Source organism: Brevundimonas sp. PWP3-1b1 (genome assembly GCF_049896065.1).
GTDB classification, from domain to species: domain Bacteria; phylum Pseudomonadota; class Alphaproteobacteria; order Caulobacterales; family Caulobacteraceae; genus Brevundimonas; species Brevundimonas intermedia_B.
In genome coordinates this window covers 2,297,663-2,314,595 of the sequence record NZ_JAFCTO010000001.1, presented here as the reverse complement: position 1 = coordinate 2,314,595, position 16,933 = coordinate 2,297,663, and the positions used below count along the sequence as shown (strand labels likewise).

Here is a 16,933-nt window from a genome sequence, read left to right as displayed (position 1 = left end):
GGAGACTTCCCATGCCCGTCCGCGTCGCCCTGATCGTCGGCAGCCTGCGTGAGGGATCCTATTCCCGCGCCATCGGCCTGGAGATGAAGACCATCGCCGCGCCGGGGCTTGAGCTGGAACTGATCGAGATCGGCGACCTGCCGCTCTATGATCCCGATCTGGAGACGGACGCCCCGCCGGCGCCCTGGGTCCGGTTCCGCGAGGAGGTGGCGACCACCGAGGCCGTGCTGTTCGTGACGCCGGAATACAACCGCTCCATCCCCGGCGCGCTGAAGAACGCCCTGGACGTCGGTTCACGCCCCTATGGCCACAGCATCTGGCAGGGCAAACCCGCCGCCATCGTCAGCGTCTCGCCAGGCGCCATCGGAGCCTTCGGCGCCAACCATCACCTGCGTCAGCCGCTGGTCTTCCTGAACATGCCCACGATGCAGCAGCCCGAGGCCTATATCGGCAATGTCGCCGATCTGCTGGACAACGACGGCAAGCTGAAGAAGGACGATACGAGGGCGTTCCTGAAGAGCTTCACGGACGCGTTCGCCAAGTGGATCGACAAGACGAAGGCGTGATCACCTTTGTCGGACGTCGGCGTCGGCGTTTAAAGTCATTCGACTGAAACCGCCTTGAAATCCAACGTGATTGTCGCGCGAATATTTTCGATATTCTGATGCCGATCAGTAAAATAATCGACAAAATCAAATAAAAAAGAAGAATAAATTCGATCAAATATTAGGAAAATGGAACAAAATATCTCCAATAACGCTGATACTGTGAACAGCGTTATTGGACGCGAACCCATGTGCCTCTCTATCAAGATGAGCATCACTTCGACCATCAGGTTCTAGAACTCGGCGGCTTCCTCTCATCGTTGCTCGCAAGTCTGGGCGCGCATATGAAACGCAGCGCTGACGCCCGCCCGGCCCAAACTGTCGCTCCCAAGGAGATTTGGGCAGAGGATTGCACCACGGGGCCTGTCGACCAGACGTTTGCAGACGGGCCCGAGTTAAAGGCCGCCTAGACCCGGAATTGAAAACGGCGGCTCCGTGAGGAGCCGCCGTCGCCATATCAGCCGTGAAGCTGAAATCAGCCGATGGTTTGCAGCTGGCCAGCGGATTCCTTGCCCGAACGCTTGTCGCGCTCCAGCTCGTAGGAAACCTTTTGGTTTTCATCCAGGCCGCGCAGGCCAGCGCCTTCAACGGCCGAGATGTGGACGAAAACGTCCTTGCCGCCGTCGTCGGGTTGGATGAAGCCATAACCCTTGGTGGGGTTGAACCATTTAACAGTGCCGGTAGCCATTTTGAGACCTCCGTTAGAAATTGACCGAGGGAACGTCCGTTCGGCCTGTCGGGTCTGAATGGGAGCGGCCTTGACTCGTGCGTTCGCAGAGAGAGTGGGCGTTACGCAGAGAGATCGACGAGCGATATGTGCGCAGATATTCGCGGTGGATGCAAGAGTGACTCATGTGAAGGAAATTCAACGGTCGGAACGGTTTAGCTTGGCGAGCGTTGTTAAGGATCACGAAAGGCTCCCATCATGAACCGCACCCACGTCGTGGAGCGCGCCTACCAGCTCGCTCGTTCGCCCGATTGTCTGAACACCGGCGACGTCGTCAAGGCCTTGTCCGGCGAGGGCTATTCCGGCGCCGAAATCTCGCATTTCCAGGGCAGTTCGATCCGCGCCGACCTGAACCGCATCTGCAAGATGCCCAAGCCGGACGCTGTCGCCAACGCCGACGCCGACGCCGACGCCGACGCGGAGCAGGCTTCAGACGCCGCCTGACCCCTGCTCAGTGCGCGCCGGCCCCGTCCGGCAGGTGCATTTTCTCGAACCGCCCCACTCGCGTGACCAGGGTGCGGGCGGCGTCGTTCATGCCAACCACTTCGACCTGGGCGCCCTGGCGGCGATAGCGGAAGACGACCTTGTCCACGGCGGCGACGCCGGTCAGATCCCACAGATGGGCGTCGCTGAGATCGATTTCGACGCGTTTGGGATGGCCGTGATGCTCGAAGCTGGCGGCGAACAGGTCGGCCGAGGCGAAGAACAGCTGGCCTGATACGCGGTAGCGCAGCACACCCTCTTCTGGCGTCTCGACCTCGGTGACCCTGACGGTCTTGCCCACCTTGCGCATGAAGAAGACCGCCGACAGCAGCACGCCCAGGATCACCCCCTTAGACAGGTCATGGGTGGCGACCACGGTGACGGTGGTGGCGATCATGACGACCGAGGACTGGAACGGGGTCGAGCGCAGCTTCAGCACCGAGCCCCAGTCGAAGGTGCCGATGGAAACCATGATCATGACCGCGACCAGGGCCGCCATCGGGATCTGGGCCACCCAGTCACGCAGAACCAGGATCAGGAACAGCAGGAACAGGCCGGCCCACAGGGTGGACAGCCGCCCGCGCGCGCCGGACGTGACGTTGATGATCGACTGACCGATCATGGCGCAGCCGGCCATGCCGCCGAACAGGGGCGACAGAATGTTGGCGATGCCCTGGCCGCGCGTCTCGCGGTCCTTGTCGGACGGGGTGTCGGTCATGTCGTCGAGCAGATTGGCGGTCAGCAGGCTTTCCAGCAAACCCACGAAGGCCAGGGTCGCCGAGATCGGGGCGATGATGACGAAGGTTTCCCAGGTCAGGGGCACGCCGGGCAGGTGGAAGACCGGCAGGGTCGTGGGCATCTGGCCCATGTCGCCGACGGTGCGCACGTCCAGCCCGGTCATCATGACGAAGACGCTGATCAGGACGATGGCGACCAGGGGCGACGGCACGGCCTTGGTCAGGCGCGGGAAGCCGTAGATGACGACCAGTGCCGCCCCGACCAGGGCGAAGGTCTGCCAGTTGGCGCCGATCAGTTCTGGCATCTGGGCCAGGAAGATCAGGATCGCCAGGGAGTTGACGAAGCCCGTCATGACGCTGCGGCTGACGAACTTGATGTAGCGGCCCAGTTTCAGAAGACCGATGACGATCTGGAACACGCCGCACAGGATGGATGCGGCGAACAGATACTCCAGGCCGTGGTCCCGCACGAGCGTGACCATCAGCAGGGCCATGGCCCCGGTGGCGGCCGAGATCATGGCCGGACGCCCGCCGACGAAGGCGATGGTCACGGCGATGACGAAACTGGCGTAGAGGCCGACGGCGGGATCGACCCCGGCGATGATGGAAAAGGCGATGGCTTCGGGAATCAGGGCCAGGGCCACGACGGTCCCCGCCAGCAGGTCGCGGCGAGGATTGGCGAGCCATTGCTGGCGCGCGGAGGCGATGATGGACATTTCAGGATTTCATCTGGATGAGCCGTACCGATGCTTCGGTTTCGGGGCTCGGTTTCCCAGCGGATCGGCGGCGGGGATAGCCACCCGTCGCCTGCGAACAGGGCCGGGTCCAAGGTGATGGCGTCCTGATGCGATGTTGCGCCGCAAAAAGCAAGTGTCGCGGCGGGGTTTGGCCTAGACCAGGCCGTCCATCACCGGCGCCTCGGCAACGCTGCCAGGGAAGACGCGGGCGTCCAGGGCGGCCCGGTCGACGCCCATATGATCGCGCAGCACGCCCTTGAACACCGAACGGATGTCCAGAGTCGGCGCCAGGTCGCGGTCCTCGAACAGACGGTTGTCGGCCAGGGTCGGCCAGTCGCCGATGGGGCCGCCGCGCTTGATTGCCCCGCCCGCCAGCAACAGCGACGAGCCGGTGCCGTGATCGGTGCCTTGGGTGCCGTTGGCGCGGGCGGTGCGGCCGAACTCGGTGGCGACGACGACCACCGTGCGAGACCACGTTTCGCCCAGCCCGTCCTTCAGGCCCGTGACCAGTTGATCCAGGCCGGTCAGCCGCGTCTGAAGCTGCGCGCGCTGGCCCGCATGGGTGTCCCAGCCGTCCAGCGAGACGGCGACGATGTCCGCCCCCTCGGCGCCGGACATCAGCCGGGCGACGGCGCGACCCAGGCCCAGGACGTCGTTGCGGCGCACGCGCGCCGCGTCGCCGTCCATTTTCTGCTCCTGGCCGACCAGTTCCTCGGTCGCCAGGCCGCGCGCCAGGTTCTGGCCCAGCATCGGATCCTCGACATAGAGATCCTGAAGCAGGGAGGCGATGCGGTCGCCGCCGCGCACCTGACCGCCGGGCGCCCAGCTTGAGACGGGGGCGTCGCCGCGCAGGATCAACGGCGTCTGGGCGCCGATCGACAGGCCCTTCAGCGACGCGCCGCCCGCCGCGACGATGGCGCGGTTCAACCAGCCGTCGGTCTGTTGACGCAGACCTTCGCCGCCGTTCTCCAGCACGTCCTGGGCGTCGAAATGCGAGCGGATGCGCACCGGCAGGGCCACGGCCGGGGCGAAACGCATCTGGCCCTGACCATAGAGACCGTGCAGGCCGCTTAGCGCCGGATGCAGGCCGAAGTCCTCGCTCAAGGCCAGGGCGCCGTTCGCCTCGCCGGGGGCTGCGATGGCCAGGCCGCCGCGCAGAGGGACGTAGTTGGGGTCGCCATAGGGGACGGTGACGGACAGGCCGTCCATGGCGCCGCGCGCTATGACGACGACCAGCTTGTTGGCCGGGCCGTTGGTCTGGGCGGCGACCCGTCCGGCGAAGGCCAGGCCGACCCCGGCCGAGGCGGCGGCCAGCAGATGGCGGCGGTTCATATTGAGGGCGGTCATCGGCGTTGGAACTCCGGCGACATGAAGAGAAGGGTGAGGGCCTCGGGCCGGCTTTCGGCGCGGGCGACGGCGAGGCGCGTGCGTTCGCTCAGGCGGGGCCCGAGAGCGGCGGCGGCGACGGCGCTGGGGTCCGCCGCCTGTGCCATGTCGGCGGCGGTGCGCGACCAGTTCAGCCGCTTGACCAGGGCGTCGGGACCGGCCCAGTCGGCGGCCGCGTCGGGCCAGCCCTCGGGCGAGGGGGCGGCGAAGAGCGGCTGGCCCATATCCAGCAAGGCCTGGCGCAGGGGCTGGATCCGCTGGGGTCGGGTTCCCAGGGCGCGGTGGGTGGAGACGACGAAGTCGTAGGGCGTCTTGATCTTGGCGGGCTGGGGCGTCCAGGTCTCGGGCGCCTCGACCAGGGCGCGGGCGACCTGGGCCAGGTCGCCGCCCGAACGGGTCCAGGCCTCTTCCAGCCGGGCGACCAGGGCCGGTGGCGGGTCGTCGGCGACGAAATGGGCGGCGAGGCGGCGTGACAGGCGTTTGGCGGTCGCCGGATGTCGGGCCAGGTCGCGCAGTATGGCCTGACCCTGGGCCAGGCCGGCGGCGGGATAGGTCTTGCCCATCACCGTGCGGTCGCCCGGTTCGTGGACATTGGGGCGGAAGACGAAGCCGTTCGCCTCCGGCTGGGCCTGCGCGGCCGCCATTCTGGCGCGGCGAGGGCGGGCGGCCTGACGTTGATCGCGCGCTGTGGGGATCGACCAGCCGGTCAGGGCGCGGGCCAGTTCGGTCACGTCGGCCTGGGTGTAGCCTGCGTCGGCGCCGACGGTGTGCAACTCCATCATCTCGCGGGCCAGGTTTTCATTCAGCCCGGCGTTGCGGCGGGCGCCGGCCAGGCTGTCGGGACCGACCGAGCGGGCCTGATCCAGATACAGAAGCATGGCGGGATGCTGTTCGGCGGCCAGGACCAGATCCTCGAACCGGCCGAAGACGTGGGGGCGGATGGCCTCACGCTCGTACTGGCCGACGAAGGCGCCGCTGGCGAACTTGACGGCCGAGACGGTGACGGCGTTGGCCCAGAACAGCGTCCACCGCTCGGCGAACCCGTCGTCTGTGGTCGCGCCTAACTGAGCGCGGGCCAGGAACTCCTGCGCCGTATCCTGGGTGATCTCTCGACGCGCGGCCTGGCGGGCCTCGCGCCGGGCGACGGCGTCTGGACCGGTATCGGGGGCGGGTGCGGTCTGCGCCATTGGCGTGGACGCGGCGCCGACCTGTGGCGCGGTGCGTCGATCGCGACGGACCTGACCGGCGTCGCTCTGATAGTCGACATACTGGGCGACGCGCTGGGCGGTGTCGGAGAAGGCGCCGGACGGCTGGGGCGCGCCCTGGGGCCGGATCTGGGCCGTGGCCCAGCCGCGCGGATCGGCGGCGACGCGTTCGATCTCGCCGGGTCTGGCGCCGAGACCCAGGCGGGTCAGGGCGATGGCGGCGTCGGTCGGTGATGAAGCCATGGCCTTCTCCTCGTCCGTCCCCGCAGAGTGTAACGCAGCCGGTGCGAAAACTCCGTCGCGAGATCGGATCAAAGGGTCAGGCGGGCTGGGTCAGGCTGCCCGTATCAGGCCGGCTGGGCCAGGCCTGCCTCGGCGTCGGCGATCAGGTCGCGGTCGTCCACCTGCCACGGGTGGAAGTCGGGTTTGTAGAAGGCGACATAGTCCCCGATCATGCGGCGATAGAGGCCCGGCTTCAGCCATAGCCAGCGGAACAGGCCCAGCCGGGCCTTCCAGCCGACGATGCCGTCCTGTTTCAGCAGCATCAGGGTCGTCTCGCGCACCGTCCTGGTGAACAGCAGGGTCGTCAGGAACATGGCCCAGCGCCGCAGCCGCCAGCGTTTCAGAGGGCTGAGGTCGCGGGTGGCGTGCAGGAAGACGTCATAGGCCACGCCCTTGTGCTCGATCTCCTCGATGGAGTGCCAGCGCCACAGGCGGGCCAGGTCGTGCGGCGACCCCTTCAGCAGGTCCGGGTCAGCCAGAAGCCGATGGGCGAAGGCGGCGGTGAAATGCTCCAGCGCCATGGTGGCCGCCAGCTGGGCGATGGCCGGGCGGGCGCGGGCGAGATCGAGGCGGGCCGTGACATAGGCCTCGATCTCGGCGGTCTCGTAGCCGGCGCGGGCGGTGATGGCGTTGAAGGCCATGTGTTCGCGCGTATGGGCGCCCTCCTGAACGGTGAAGGCCCGGATGTCGGCGGCCAGGTTGGCGGGCGTATCCTTGGCGAACCGCTTGACCGACTGGATGAAGAACCGCTCGCCGTCGGGGAAGGTCAGGCTGAGGGCGTTCATCACGGCCGTGCCGAACGGGTCGCCGTTCAGCCACCAGCGTGGCGTCGGGGCCTCGCGGTCGATATGCAGGTCGCGCGGCTTGATCTGGAGGTCGGCGGGGGTGGCGGATTTCGCCATGGATCTGCTCCTCGATTTCACCGGCAAGATGGAGTTAACTGACATCAATGTCAACTAATGGTCCGGTGAAACGGCGACGCGGGGCGGTGGCGCGTGAAGAGGCCCTGGAGGCGGCGCGCGACCTGCTGCTGTCCGGCGGCCCGGCGGCGGTGACGCTGAAGGCCGTGGGCGAGCGGATGGGGGTGGGCCACGCCAACCTGATCCACCATTTCGGCTCGGCGGCAGGGCTTCAGGGCGCGCTGATGGACGCGATGGTGCGCGATCTGGCCGAACGGATCGAAGCGGGCCTGAACGAAGGATCGGGCGAAGGGCGCGAGGGGGTGGAGCCGGATCGGTTGATGACCGTCGTCTTCGACGCTTTCGGCAAGGGCGGGGCGTCGCAGATGGCGGCCTGGCTGGCCCTGGCGCGCGAGCAGGGGCGGGCGGAAAGCTTCGGCGGGGTGGTGCGGGACTTGGCCGACCGGCTGGCGGCCATGGCGCCCGACGATCCCAGGGCGGCCGACCGGGCGCGATCGCTGGTCATGACGGCGGCCTATATGGCCTTCGCCGAGGGGCTGATCGGCGACATCCTGACGCCGATGCTGGGCGCGCCCGAGGGCCTGGGGCGCGAGCTGGCGTTGAAGTTGACGGCGACCGTCTTGGCGGAACCGTGAGTTCAGGCCACAGTCGTCCTGTTGTATGAGGCGTCATGGCCCTGCTGGACTGGATGAGCGATGTGGCCGGGCCGGTGGTCCGGGGGGACGGGGTGCTGCTGCGGCCGCCGCGCGCGGGCGACTACGCCGCATGGTCCACGCTGCGCGACGGGTCGCGCGACTATCTGCAACCCTGGGAGCCGGCCTGGCCCGAGGATGACCTGACCAAGGCGGCGTTCCGGCGTCGGTTGTCCATCTATGCGCGCGAGATGGAGCTGGGCCACGCCTGGCCCTTCTTCGTGCTGGTGGATGGGGGCAAGACCCTGGCTGGGGCGGTGACCCTGTCGAACGTGCGGCGCGGCGTCGCCGAGACCGGGACGCTGGGCTACTGGATCGGCCAGCCTCATTCCGGCCAGGGCGTGGCGACGGCGGCGGTGCAGGCGGTGGTCGGATACGCCTTCGACAAGCTGAAGCTGCACCGGCTGGAGGCGGCCTGCCTGCCCACCAACCACGGATCGCGCCGGGTTCTGGAAAAATCGGGCTTTCGCAACGAAGGTCGGGCTCGCGCTTATTTGAAAATTAACGGCGAGTGGGCAGATCATCTGCTGTTCGGCCTGGTCGAGGACGAGCGTTGACGGCCGGGGGCCGTCTGGAAGGGCGAGACGCGTGACACCACGATCCCGATCGCTGGCCTGGGACGCCACGACCGCCATCGAGGCTTTGGCGGCTGCCGACACGGCCCTGTGGGTCTGGACGCCGGCGACGGACGAGCTGCGCTTCACCGGCGCGACGCGGTCGCTGGGCCTGGGACCGCTGGCGCCGGAATGCACGGCCGCCGGCTTCGTCGCCCTGGCCATGCCCCAGGATCGCAGCCTGGCCGAACGCATGCTGAAGCCGCAGGACGAGGGGGCCGAGGTCGCCGTGCGTTTGCGGATGCGCGGGTCCGAGACCTGCCTGTGGCGCGGCGTCTGGCTGGAGGACGGGCTGCGCGCCGCCGGCGTCGTGGCGCTTGAGACCAAGTTCGCCGGATCGGATCGCGATACCCTGACAGGCCTGCTGGACCGTCGCGCCTTCATCGCGCGCGTGGGCGAGGTGCTGACCCAACCGGGCGAATACGAGATCGTGGTCGGCGACGTGGACCGTCTGCGGCGCCTGAACGAGGCGCTGGGGCATGAGCGCACCGACCTGGTGCTGTCAGCCCTGGGCTCGCGCCTGGCCGCCGCCTTCAACAAGGACGCCTCGGCGGCGCGGATCGGCGAGGACGAGTTCGCCATCATCGTGCCCCGGACCGCCTCTCACACCAGCTACCGCGTCCGCGACGCGCTGGAGCAGCCGCTGCGGGTCGCGGGCTTCGACATCTATCCGACCGTCTCCATCGGGGCGGTGATGGTGGAGGGCGGGCCGGACGCGCCCGACGCCGCCGAACTGTTGCGCCGTGTCGAGTTGGCGGTGGAATCGGCCAAGGGCGCCGGGCGCGGCGGATCGGCCGCCTATGGCCGGGCGCTGGAAAGCGACAGTCTCAGCCGCCTGGCGCTGGAGGCGGATCTGAGGAACGCCTTCGTGCGCGGCGAGATCGTGCCCTTCTTCCAGCCGATCGTGAACCTGAACACCGGGGCCGTGGCGGGCTTCGAGGCCCTTGCGCGCTGGCGTCACCCGCGGCGCGGCCTGGTGCCGCCGGACGAGTTCCTGGGCCTGACCGCCGACCTGGGCATGATGAACGACCTGGGCCTGCTGATGATGACCCAGTCGGCGCGGCAGCTGGCGGAATGGATCGAACGCCATCCGCTGGCGGGCAAGATGTTCTGCAGCGTCAATCTGTCGGTCGGCGAGATCGAACGCCCGCACCTGTGCGAGGACGTGGCGCGCATCATCAAGGAGAGCGGCCTGCCCAGGGGCGCGCTGAAGCTGGAAGTCACCGAGGGCGACATCATGCGCGACACCGCGCGCGCCGCCGAGGTGCTGCAGTCGCTGAAGGACGTCGGGGCGTCGCTGGCGCTGGACGATTTCGGCACCGGCTTCTCGTCCCTGTCCTATCTGGCGCGCCTGCCGTTCGATACGCTGAAGATCGACCGCTATTTCGTGCTGACGATGAACAAGGACGAGGGCTCGGCCAAGATCGTCAAGTCGGTGGTCAACCTGGGCCGCGACCTGGAGCTGGAGGTCGTCGCCGAAGGGGTCGAGAACGCCGAACTGGCCGCCCTGCTGCTGGAGGCCCAGTGCCACTACGGCCAGGGCTTCGGCTACGCCCCCGCGCTCCCGGCGCAGGAGGCGGAGGTCTATTTAGCCGAGAGCCTGGCGGACGGCACGGCGCCGCTGAAGCAGCGGTCGGCGTAAGCCAGGCTAGTGGCGGACGCCCCAGGCGGTCAGGCGACGCTCGGCGAGCGTCTGGGGCGAGCGTCTGGGGCGAGCGCCTCGTCTCAATGTGATGAAGGCCGCGATCGGCGCGGCCAATACGCTCATCGCGAAACCTGCGATGCCGATGATCGAGGCCGGGTCCGAGGTGGCGACGAACGTGTGAGCGGCCGTCAGGCTGAGCATGAAAATATAACCGACTGGAGCAAGGCAGGCGATGCCGATGACCAAGCTGAGCCAGCGTGCGCGTGCCCGCCAGCCGATGATGTAAAACCCCAACCCCAATAGGGTCGCCAGCCAACCGCCGTTGAAGACGTAGAGAAGAAAGCAAACCATGGTCAGGTCGCTGAACAAGTGCCTGCTGCTGTTCGTCTCGCTCTCCGATCCTGACTAAGGTTCCACGTTCAGAAAACCGCAGCAAGATTTCTCCATTTCGTCATCCTAGGCCTTGTGCCTAGGATCAATGGACTCCGTCGAGGACGGAGAGTCCCGGCCGACACCGGGTGTATGGATCCTAGGCACAAGGCCTAGGATGACGGGTGGGGTGGATGTGACCGACGCCAGACTGGAGATCGCCGCCGGCTTTGCGACCTTGCAGGGGCCCAAGGCGGACAATCAGGATTTCGGCGGCGTCCATATCGGCACGGCGGCCGAGCAGCGCGAGCATGGGGTCGTGGCGGTGATCGCCGACGGGGTGTCGGGGTCCAAGGCCGGGCGGATGGCGGCGGAGCTGACGACGCGCAGCTTCATCGACGGCTATCTGGATCAGAATCCGCTGAACGGCATCGCCGCCAATGGGATCAAGGCGCTGCGGGGCTTCAACCGCTGGCTCCATTCGCGCGGCAAGATCGATCCGGCGATGGAGGGGGCGGCGACCACCTTCACGGCGGTGATCCTGCGCGGGCGCGAGGCGACGGCCCTGCATGTGGGCGACAGCCGCGCCTGGCATTTCCGCGACGGGGTGCTGACCCGCCTGACCGAGGATCATACGCGAGCCCAGCAGGGGCTCAGCCATGTGCTGTACCGCGCCGTGGGCATCGAGGCGGACGTGAAGCTGGACGTGCGTCAGGTCCGGCTGGAGCCGCACGACCGGCTGCTGCTGACCACCGACGGCGTGCATGGGGTGCTGGCCGATGCGGTGATCGCCGGCCTGCTGGGGCGGCGCAGTTCGCCCGATGCTGACGCACACGCGATCCTGGCCGAGGTCGAGGCGGCGGGGGCGCGCGACAACGCCACCGCCATCGTCATCGACGTGGTCCGCACCGGCGCGCCCGACTGGGAGGCGATCACGGCCGAGGCGGAAGGGCTGGCCATCCTGCCGCCGCCCGCCGTCGGCGACAATGTCGACGGCTTCGCCTTGCAGCGGCTGATCGCGGACGGGCGCTATACGCGGCTGTTCCTGGCGAAGGACACCTTGGGCGACGGGTCCGAGGCGGTGGTGCTGAAGTTCCCCAAACCCGCCGTGGTGTCCGAGCGCGGCGCGCGCACCGCCTTCCTGCGCGAGGCCTTCATCGGCCGGCGCATCGACAGCCCGTTCGTCGGCAAGGTGCTGAGCCTGGACGCCGGCCGCCAGAGCCGCCTGTATATCGCCCAGCCCTTCCATGCCGGCCAGACCCTGCATGCGCGGCTGGCTGAGGAGGGGCCGTTCGAGATCGCTGAAGGGATCGGCGTGGCCTTGCGCCTGTCGCGCGCCGTCTCGGCCCTGCACCGGGCGGGGGTGACGCACCGCGACATCAAGCCGGACAATGTGATCCTGGAGACGACCGGCGGCCTGAAGCTGGTCGATCTGGGGGTGGCGCGTCTGCGGCAGGCCGAGGAGTTCGCCGAGGCCGAGGCGCCCGGCACCGCCGGTTACAAGGCGCCCGAAATGTATGCGGGCGAGAGCGGCGACGCCGCCACCGACCAGTTCGCCCTGGGGGTGACCCTTTATCGCCTGTTCACTGGCGCCTATCCGTGGGGCGAGGTCGATCCGACCGATGCGCCGCGCTTCGACCGGGCGTCCGTCCCTCCGACGCGGCATCGGCCGGACATGCCCGCCTGGCTGGAGGCGGCCATCATGCGCGCCGTCGCCATAGATCCGAACGAGCGGTTCGAGGATGTGGCGGAGCTGATCCATGTGTTGGAAACCGGCAGCGCCGTCGCCGCCCCGCCGCCCCGCCAACTGTCCCTGATCGAACGCGATCCGGTGCGATTCTGGCAGGGGGTCAGCCTGCTTCTTCTGATCGCATTGCTGGTTTCGATGACGACGCGTTAGGCCCCCATACGTCCAAACCACGGCTTTGGATGTGCGGCATTTAGCGGCGCGAGCGGCGGGAACCTGTCGCCGCATTCGGCTTTTGTGACGGCGAGCGGGGACGTCGCGCCCGCACTTTCGGCACGAAAGCCTCCCCATGATCAAGACCCTCGCTTCCAGCGCCCTGGCTCTCGCCATGGTCTCCACCCCCGCCCTGGCCCAGTCCGTGGCCCCCGACTGGTCCGGCCCCTACGTCGGCATCTTCGGCGGTTACAACCAGTCGAACGACGACGGTGACGAAAACCTCGGCTTCGACCGCAATCTGGACGGCGCCTACGGCGACCAGGTCTCGACCGGCACGGGCGCCGACGCCTTCAGCCCCGGCTTCTGCGGCGGCACCTCGACCAGCACCGCACCCGGCACCGGCTGCCGTGACGACAACGACGGCGTCGAGGCCGGCGTGCGCGCGGGCTACGACATGCAGTTCGGCAACATCGTCGTCGGCGCCCTGGCCGAATACAGCGTCAACAACGTTCAGGACTCGGTGACCGGCTTCTCGACCACCCCGGCCTTCTACACCTTCACGCGCGAGCTGGAGAGCACAGCGGCCGCCCGTCTGAAGCTGGGCTACGCCTATGGCCCCGCCCTGATCTACGGCACCGGCGGTTACGCCTATGGCAAGTTCGAGAACAAGTTCCGCACCTCGAACCAGGCCAACAGCTTCACCGAAACCAACGAAAGCGATGACGGCGACGGCTGGCAGGCCGGCGGCGGCGTGGAATACGCCCTGGGTCGCGGCCTGACCGTCAACGGCGAATACCTGTATACCTCGCTGGACGTCGAAAGCCCGGTGATCCGCGTCGGCAACACCGGCACAACTCCGGCCGCCAACCCGTTCATCTCGGCCCCGAACACGACGGGCACCGACATGATCCGCAGCAACGGCAAGTTCGGAACCCACATGTTCCGCATCGGTATGAACTACCGCTTCTAGGCCTCAGAATAGGCGGCCGGACGAGAGCATGAAGGCATGCTCTCGTTTTGATCTGGAGCCTGATTCACGGCCTCGATGAAATCGCGAAGCGATTCCATCTCAACCGATCAGGCTCTAGGCCCGGCCGCCCTGGCTGGACAGCATGGCCGCGTCCACGCCCATCTGGGCGAGGGCGCGCGTCCATTTCGACGTGTGTTCGCCGTCGAAGATCAGATCGAGATCCGCGTCGGCGGTCAGCCAGACGTTCTCGGCCAACTCCCCTTCCAACTGACCCTCGCCCCAGCCGGCATAGCCCAGCAGCAGGGCGGAACGGCTCGGCCCCGAGACCTCGTCGGTCATGGCGGCCAGGGCTTCGCGCGTGCCGGTCATGGCCAGGCCGTCGCCGAACGGCAGACTGTCGTCCCCGATCATCCAGTCGTCGGTGTGCAGCACGAAGCCGCGCTCGCGCTCGACCGGCCCGCCCATCAGGACCGCGCGGCCGATCGACTGATCCGGCGCCGGGGCGTCCAGCTTGTCCAAGACCGTCTTCAGATCCACGCCGGGCGCCGGGCGGTCCAGCCGCAGCCCCATGGCATGGTCGGGGCCGTGGGCGCAGATCAGGATGACGGCGTGTTCGAACCGGGGGTCGTCGATGCCGGGCATGGCGACCAGCAGTCGGCCGGTCAGGGTGGAGGCTTGGCTCATGATCCGATCATCGGTCGCGAAAGCGGCGCATGCAAGTCGAGTGGACGCTTGCGGTCACGGCGGCGCTCTCTATGTGTCGCAGGCGGTGTTTCCTAACCCGTCAGCCCCAACCTCAGCGAGACAATCATGACCATCCAGATCGGCGATCGCATCCCGAACGCGACCCTCGCCCAGGCGACCGCCGAAGGGCCCAAGCCCGTCAGCACCGCCGACATCTTCGCGGGCAAGACCGTGGCCCTGTTCGCCGTGCCCGGCGCCTTCACCCCGACCTGCTCGGCGCGCCATCTGCCGGGCTTCAAGGATCATCTGGCCGAAATCAAAGCCAAGGGCGTCGATGCGGTCGCCTGCATCTCGGTCAACGACGCCTTCGTCATGAAGGCCTGGGCCGACAGCCAGGATATCACCGACGACAGCATCGTCATGCTGGCCGATGGCAACGGCGAACTGACCAAGGCCCTGGGCCTGGTGCTGGACGGTTCGGGCTTTGGCCTGGGCGAGCGTTCGCAGCGCTATTCGATGCTGGTCAAGGACGGCACGGTGACCCAGCTGAACATCGAACAGGGCGGCGAGTTCAAGGTCTCCTCGGCCGAGCATCTGCTCGCGCAGCTTTAAGCTGGATCAATCCACGCTATCGCTTCGCTACTTGAGCGTGGATTGATCGTGAGATGACCACTGACGTCTTCAGCCCCGAGAAACGCAGCGCCGTGATGCGTCGCGTGAAGGGCAAAGATACATCGCCGGAACTGGCCGTGCGCGGGATCCTGCGCGCGGCCGGGATCGGGTATCGGCTGGGCGGCATGGGTCTGCCCGGTCGGCCGGATGTGACGATGAAGGGGCGCAGGGTCGCCCTGTTCGTCCACGGCTGTTTCTGGCACGGCCATGACTGCAGGCGCGGCGCACGCCGGCCCAAGGCCAACGCCGACTACTGGCTCGCCAAGATCGACCGCAATCGCGCCCGCGACGCCGCCGCCGTTCAGGCGCTGGAGGCGTCGGGTTGGCGCGTGGTGACGGTGTGGGAGTGCGACATGCGCCGCTCCGATTTCGCCGAGGGGCTGATCGCGGCCGTTAGGGGTCAGGCGGCCCGGGTCTGAGCCTGGGCCGCGGTGTCGTCCAGCACATGCTGGAGGGCGCCGATCAGGGCCGTGGGGGTCAGTGGCTTGGAGACGAAATAGGCCATGCCGGCGGCCTGACACGCCGCCACATCCTCGGGCGCGGTGTCGGCCGTGACGGCGACCACCGGGGTGCGGGCGTTCGGTCCGGTCCCCGAGCGCAGGCGGCGTGTGGTCTCGCGGCCGTCCAGCTCGGGCATTCGCACATCCATGAAGATGACGTCGAACACCGCCTCCTCGCAGCGTTCCAGCGCGATCAGGCCGTCGGCGGCGGTGGTGATCTCGCAGCCCAGCGGCTGAAGGATCAACTGCACCGCGCGGCGGTTGATGTCGTGATCGTCCACGACCAGCAGGCGCAGGGGCGGGCCGTCGGCGTCGTCAGGCTCGGCCGCCGCTTCAACCGGTGCGGCTGGAGGCGGGGGGGTAACCTGTTCGACGGGCTGCGGCGCCGGGGGCGCGGCGGGGGTGAAGGGGGCCAGGGCGCGGGCGATGTCGAGGCGGCTTTCGTCCACGACCGGAACGACCGTCCCAGTGTCGTCGCCCCTGGGCAGGACCAGGGAGACGGTGAAGTGCGCGCCCTGGCCGGGCTTGCTGCGCACGGTCAGGCGACCGCCCATCAGTTCAACCAGATTGCGGCTGATCGCCAAGCCCAGGCCCGAGCCGCCATAGCGGGCGGTGACGCCCTCGGCGGTCTGGTCGAAGGGAGTGAACAGACGGCTCATTTGGTCCGCCGTCATGCCGGGGCCGGTGTCGATGATCTCGAACAGCAGGGCATAGCCCGACGGCTCTTCGGGCCAGGACTGGATACGCAGGGTGATGTCGCCCTCGTCGGTGAATTTCATCGCGTTCGACATCAGGTTGTTCAACACCTGACGGATACGCATGACGTCGCCCTTGACGTGACGCGGGACGCGACCGGCGCCCTCGACGCGCAGCTTCAGCCCCTTGGCGTCGGCCAGGCCGCGCCACAGCTGGAGCGTCTGGGCCAGCATCTGGCGCAGGTCGAAGTCGTTGGCCTCGACCGTCATCCGGCCCGCGCCGATGCGCGAGTGGTCCAACAGATCGTCCAGCAGGGCCTTCATCATCAGGCCGGCGTCAGTGATCAGATGGGCGCCGGCGCGGGACTGGGGATCGGGCGCGCGCAGCTCGGCGGCGCCGGCCAGGATGGCCCCGATGGGGGTGCGCAGGTCGTGGCCGATGGCGGCCAGGAAGGCCGTGTGGTCCGCCAGGCTGCGCTCGGCCTTTGCGCGCAGGTCTTCGGCCTGGGCGTGGGCGCGGATCAGGTTGTCGGTCGTCTCGCTCATCCGCTGCCAGGTGATGACGACATAGAAGGCGTAGAGCACGACCGTCGCCGCCGAGGTCATCACCAGGGGCGGCGATGCGCCGAAGGAATGGGCGAAGAAGGGGGTGGCCAGCAGATAGGCCATCGGCGGCGCCTGGTTGGCGATCATGATCGGCTGGCAACGCGCCGCGTTCATCATCGACGCCAGCATGATCGCCGGCAGCATCAGGGCCGCGCAGACCCCGCCCAGCGCGCCGCCAGCGTTCCACATCACAACCGACAAGCCGCCGAAGACCGTGGCGCTGATCGCCAGAACGATGCAGCCGGCGACCTTGCGGGCCGTCGACATCTCGCCCTTGTCGCCGCGCGTGACGGGGGCGAAGACCATCAGCTCCAGCCCCTGAATAGCCAGATAGAGCACGACCCAGCCCAGGCTGAACCACACCCCGACCATGGGAGTAACGACCAAGGCGACGGCGCCGGTCGAACCAAGGCGTTGCAACAGCGCGCCGCGACGCTGGCGCACGGCGGCGGTCCAGCCGCTGGCAGCAGTATCGACGACGGTCGATGTCATGCAGGCCCT

Annotated in this window: 17 protein-coding genes and 1 other annotated feature; of the genes, 9 read left to right on the top strand and 8 right to left on the bottom strand. The window is 67.9% G+C overall.

Going from position 1 to position 16,933, the window contains the following annotated elements; genetic code table 11:
- Window positions 1-11 precede the first annotated feature (11 nt).
- Window positions 12-566, top strand: coding sequence for an NADPH-dependent FMN reductase (locus ACP69V_RS11360; RefSeq protein ID WP_426023931.1), 555 nt, complete (start codon window positions 12-14; stop codon window positions 564-566).
- 514 nt (window positions 567-1,080) lie between these two features.
- On the opposite strand, the gene ACP69V_RS11355 is transcribed toward ACP69V_RS11360, so the two are convergent.
- Window positions 1,081-1,293, bottom strand: coding sequence for a cold-shock protein (locus ACP69V_RS11355; RefSeq protein ID WP_008260410.1), 213 nt, complete (start codon window positions 1,291-1,293; stop codon window positions 1,081-1,083).
- 237 nt (window positions 1,294-1,530) lie between these two features.
- On the opposite strand from ACP69V_RS11355, the gene ACP69V_RS11350 reads away from it, so the two are divergent.
- Window positions 1,531-1,776, top strand: a complete 246-nt coding sequence (locus ACP69V_RS11350) for a hypothetical protein (RefSeq protein ID WP_426023930.1) — start codon at window positions 1,531-1,533, stop codon at window positions 1,774-1,776.
- Between the two features lie 7 nt (window positions 1,777-1,783).
- Here the strand turns inward: ACP69V_RS11350 and ACP69V_RS11345 are convergent, their stop codons facing one another.
- From ACP69V_RS11345 to ACP69V_RS11330, 4 genes are all read right to left on the bottom strand, one after another.
- Window positions 1,784-3,268, bottom strand: a complete 1,485-nt coding sequence (locus ACP69V_RS11345; RefSeq protein ID WP_426023929.1) for a SulP family inorganic anion transporter — start codon at window positions 3,266-3,268, stop codon at window positions 1,784-1,786.
- Window positions 3,269-3,318: 50 nt separating this feature from the next.
- Window positions 3,319-3,382: a sequence feature (sul1 is cis-regulatory element that is thought to sense ions involved in sulfur or methionine metabolism; They are found in Alphaproteobacteria), on the bottom strand.
- 60 nt (window positions 3,383-3,442) lie between these two features.
- Window positions 3,443-4,636 carry a DUF1501 domain-containing protein gene (locus tag ACP69V_RS11340; protein ID WP_426023928.1) on the bottom strand — a complete coding sequence of 398 codons (1,194 nt, stop codon included), beginning with the start codon at window positions 4,634-4,636 and terminating at the stop codon, window positions 3,443-3,445.
- A complete protein-coding gene (locus ACP69V_RS11335) occupies window positions 4,633-6,123 on the bottom strand; it encodes a DUF1800 domain-containing protein (RefSeq protein WP_426023927.1) in 1,491 nt (496 codons plus the stop codon). Before ACP69V_RS11335 ends, ACP69V_RS11340 begins: the two co-directional genes overlap by 4 nt.
- A 104-nt stretch (window positions 6,124-6,227) precedes the next feature.
- Complete coding sequence (locus ACP69V_RS11330; RefSeq protein WP_426023926.1) at window positions 6,228-7,064, bottom strand: metal-dependent hydrolase; 837 nt, start codon at window positions 7,062-7,064, stop codon at window positions 6,228-6,230.
- A gap of 47 nt (window positions 7,065-7,111) precedes the next feature.
- On the opposite strand from ACP69V_RS11330, the gene ACP69V_RS11325 reads away from it, so the two are divergent.
- The 3 genes from ACP69V_RS11325 to ACP69V_RS11315 are packed head-to-tail and all read left to right on the top strand — an operon-like array spanning window position 7,112 to window position 10,030.
- On the top strand, window positions 7,112-7,717 hold the full coding sequence (locus ACP69V_RS11325; protein ID WP_426023925.1) for a TetR/AcrR family transcriptional regulator: 606 nt from the start codon (window positions 7,112-7,114) through the stop codon (window positions 7,715-7,717).
- Window positions 7,718-7,752: 35 nt separating this feature from the next.
- Window positions 7,753-8,331 (top strand): GNAT family N-acetyltransferase, encoded by a 579-nt coding sequence (locus ACP69V_RS11320; RefSeq protein ID WP_135193560.1) that lies wholly within the window; start codon window positions 7,753-7,755, stop codon window positions 8,329-8,331.
- A 31-nt stretch (window positions 8,332-8,362) separates the two neighbouring features.
- Window positions 8,363-10,030, top strand: a complete 1,668-nt coding sequence (locus ACP69V_RS11315) for a putative bifunctional diguanylate cyclase/phosphodiesterase (protein WP_135193559.1) — start codon at window positions 8,363-8,365, stop codon at window positions 10,028-10,030.
- Window positions 10,031-10,036: 6 nt separating this feature from the next.
- Here the strand turns inward: ACP69V_RS11315 and ACP69V_RS11310 are convergent, their stop codons facing one another.
- Window positions 10,037-10,402 (bottom strand): hypothetical protein, encoded by a 366-nt coding sequence (locus ACP69V_RS11310; RefSeq protein ID WP_426023924.1) that lies wholly within the window; start codon window positions 10,400-10,402, stop codon window positions 10,037-10,039.
- A 196-nt stretch (window positions 10,403-10,598) separates the two neighbouring features.
- Between ACP69V_RS11310 and ACP69V_RS11305 the strand changes: the two genes are divergently transcribed.
- Together ACP69V_RS11305 and ACP69V_RS11300 are read left to right on the top strand one after the other, a co-directional pair.
- Window positions 10,599-12,302 (top strand): bifunctional protein-serine/threonine kinase/phosphatase, encoded by a 1,704-nt coding sequence (locus ACP69V_RS11305; RefSeq protein WP_426023923.1) that lies wholly within the window; start codon window positions 10,599-10,601, stop codon window positions 12,300-12,302.
- 136 nt (window positions 12,303-12,438) lie between these two features.
- On the top strand, window positions 12,439-13,275 hold the full coding sequence (locus ACP69V_RS11300) for an outer membrane protein (RefSeq protein WP_426023922.1): 837 nt from the start codon (window positions 12,439-12,441) through the stop codon (window positions 13,273-13,275).
- A gap of 114 nt (window positions 13,276-13,389) precedes the next feature.
- Here the strand turns inward: ACP69V_RS11300 and ACP69V_RS11295 are convergent, their stop codons facing one another.
- Window positions 13,390-13,959: a YqgE/AlgH family protein gene (locus ACP69V_RS11295; protein ID WP_426023921.1), complete on the bottom strand. Its 570-nt coding sequence runs from the start codon at window positions 13,957-13,959 to the stop codon at window positions 13,390-13,392.
- Window positions 13,960-14,085: 126 nt separating this feature from the next.
- Here ACP69V_RS11295 and ACP69V_RS11290 point away from each other — a divergent pair, with 126 nt between their 5' ends.
- Complete coding sequence (locus tag ACP69V_RS11290) at window positions 14,086-14,571, top strand: peroxiredoxin (protein ID WP_426023920.1); 486 nt, start codon at window positions 14,086-14,088, stop codon at window positions 14,569-14,571.
- Window positions 14,572-14,624: 53 nt separating this feature from the next.
- A complete protein-coding gene (locus tag ACP69V_RS11285) occupies window positions 14,625-15,050 on the top strand; it encodes a very short patch repair endonuclease (protein ID WP_426023919.1) in 426 nt (141 codons plus the stop codon).
- Here the strand turns inward: ACP69V_RS11285 and ACP69V_RS11280 are convergent.
- Entirely contained in the window at window positions 15,032-16,924 is a 1,893-nt protein-coding gene (locus tag ACP69V_RS11280) for an ATP-binding protein (protein ID WP_426023918.1), read from the bottom strand. The two genes, ACP69V_RS11285 and ACP69V_RS11280, sit on opposite strands and share 19 nt — an antisense overlap.
- Window positions 16,925-16,933: the final 9 nt, after the last annotated feature.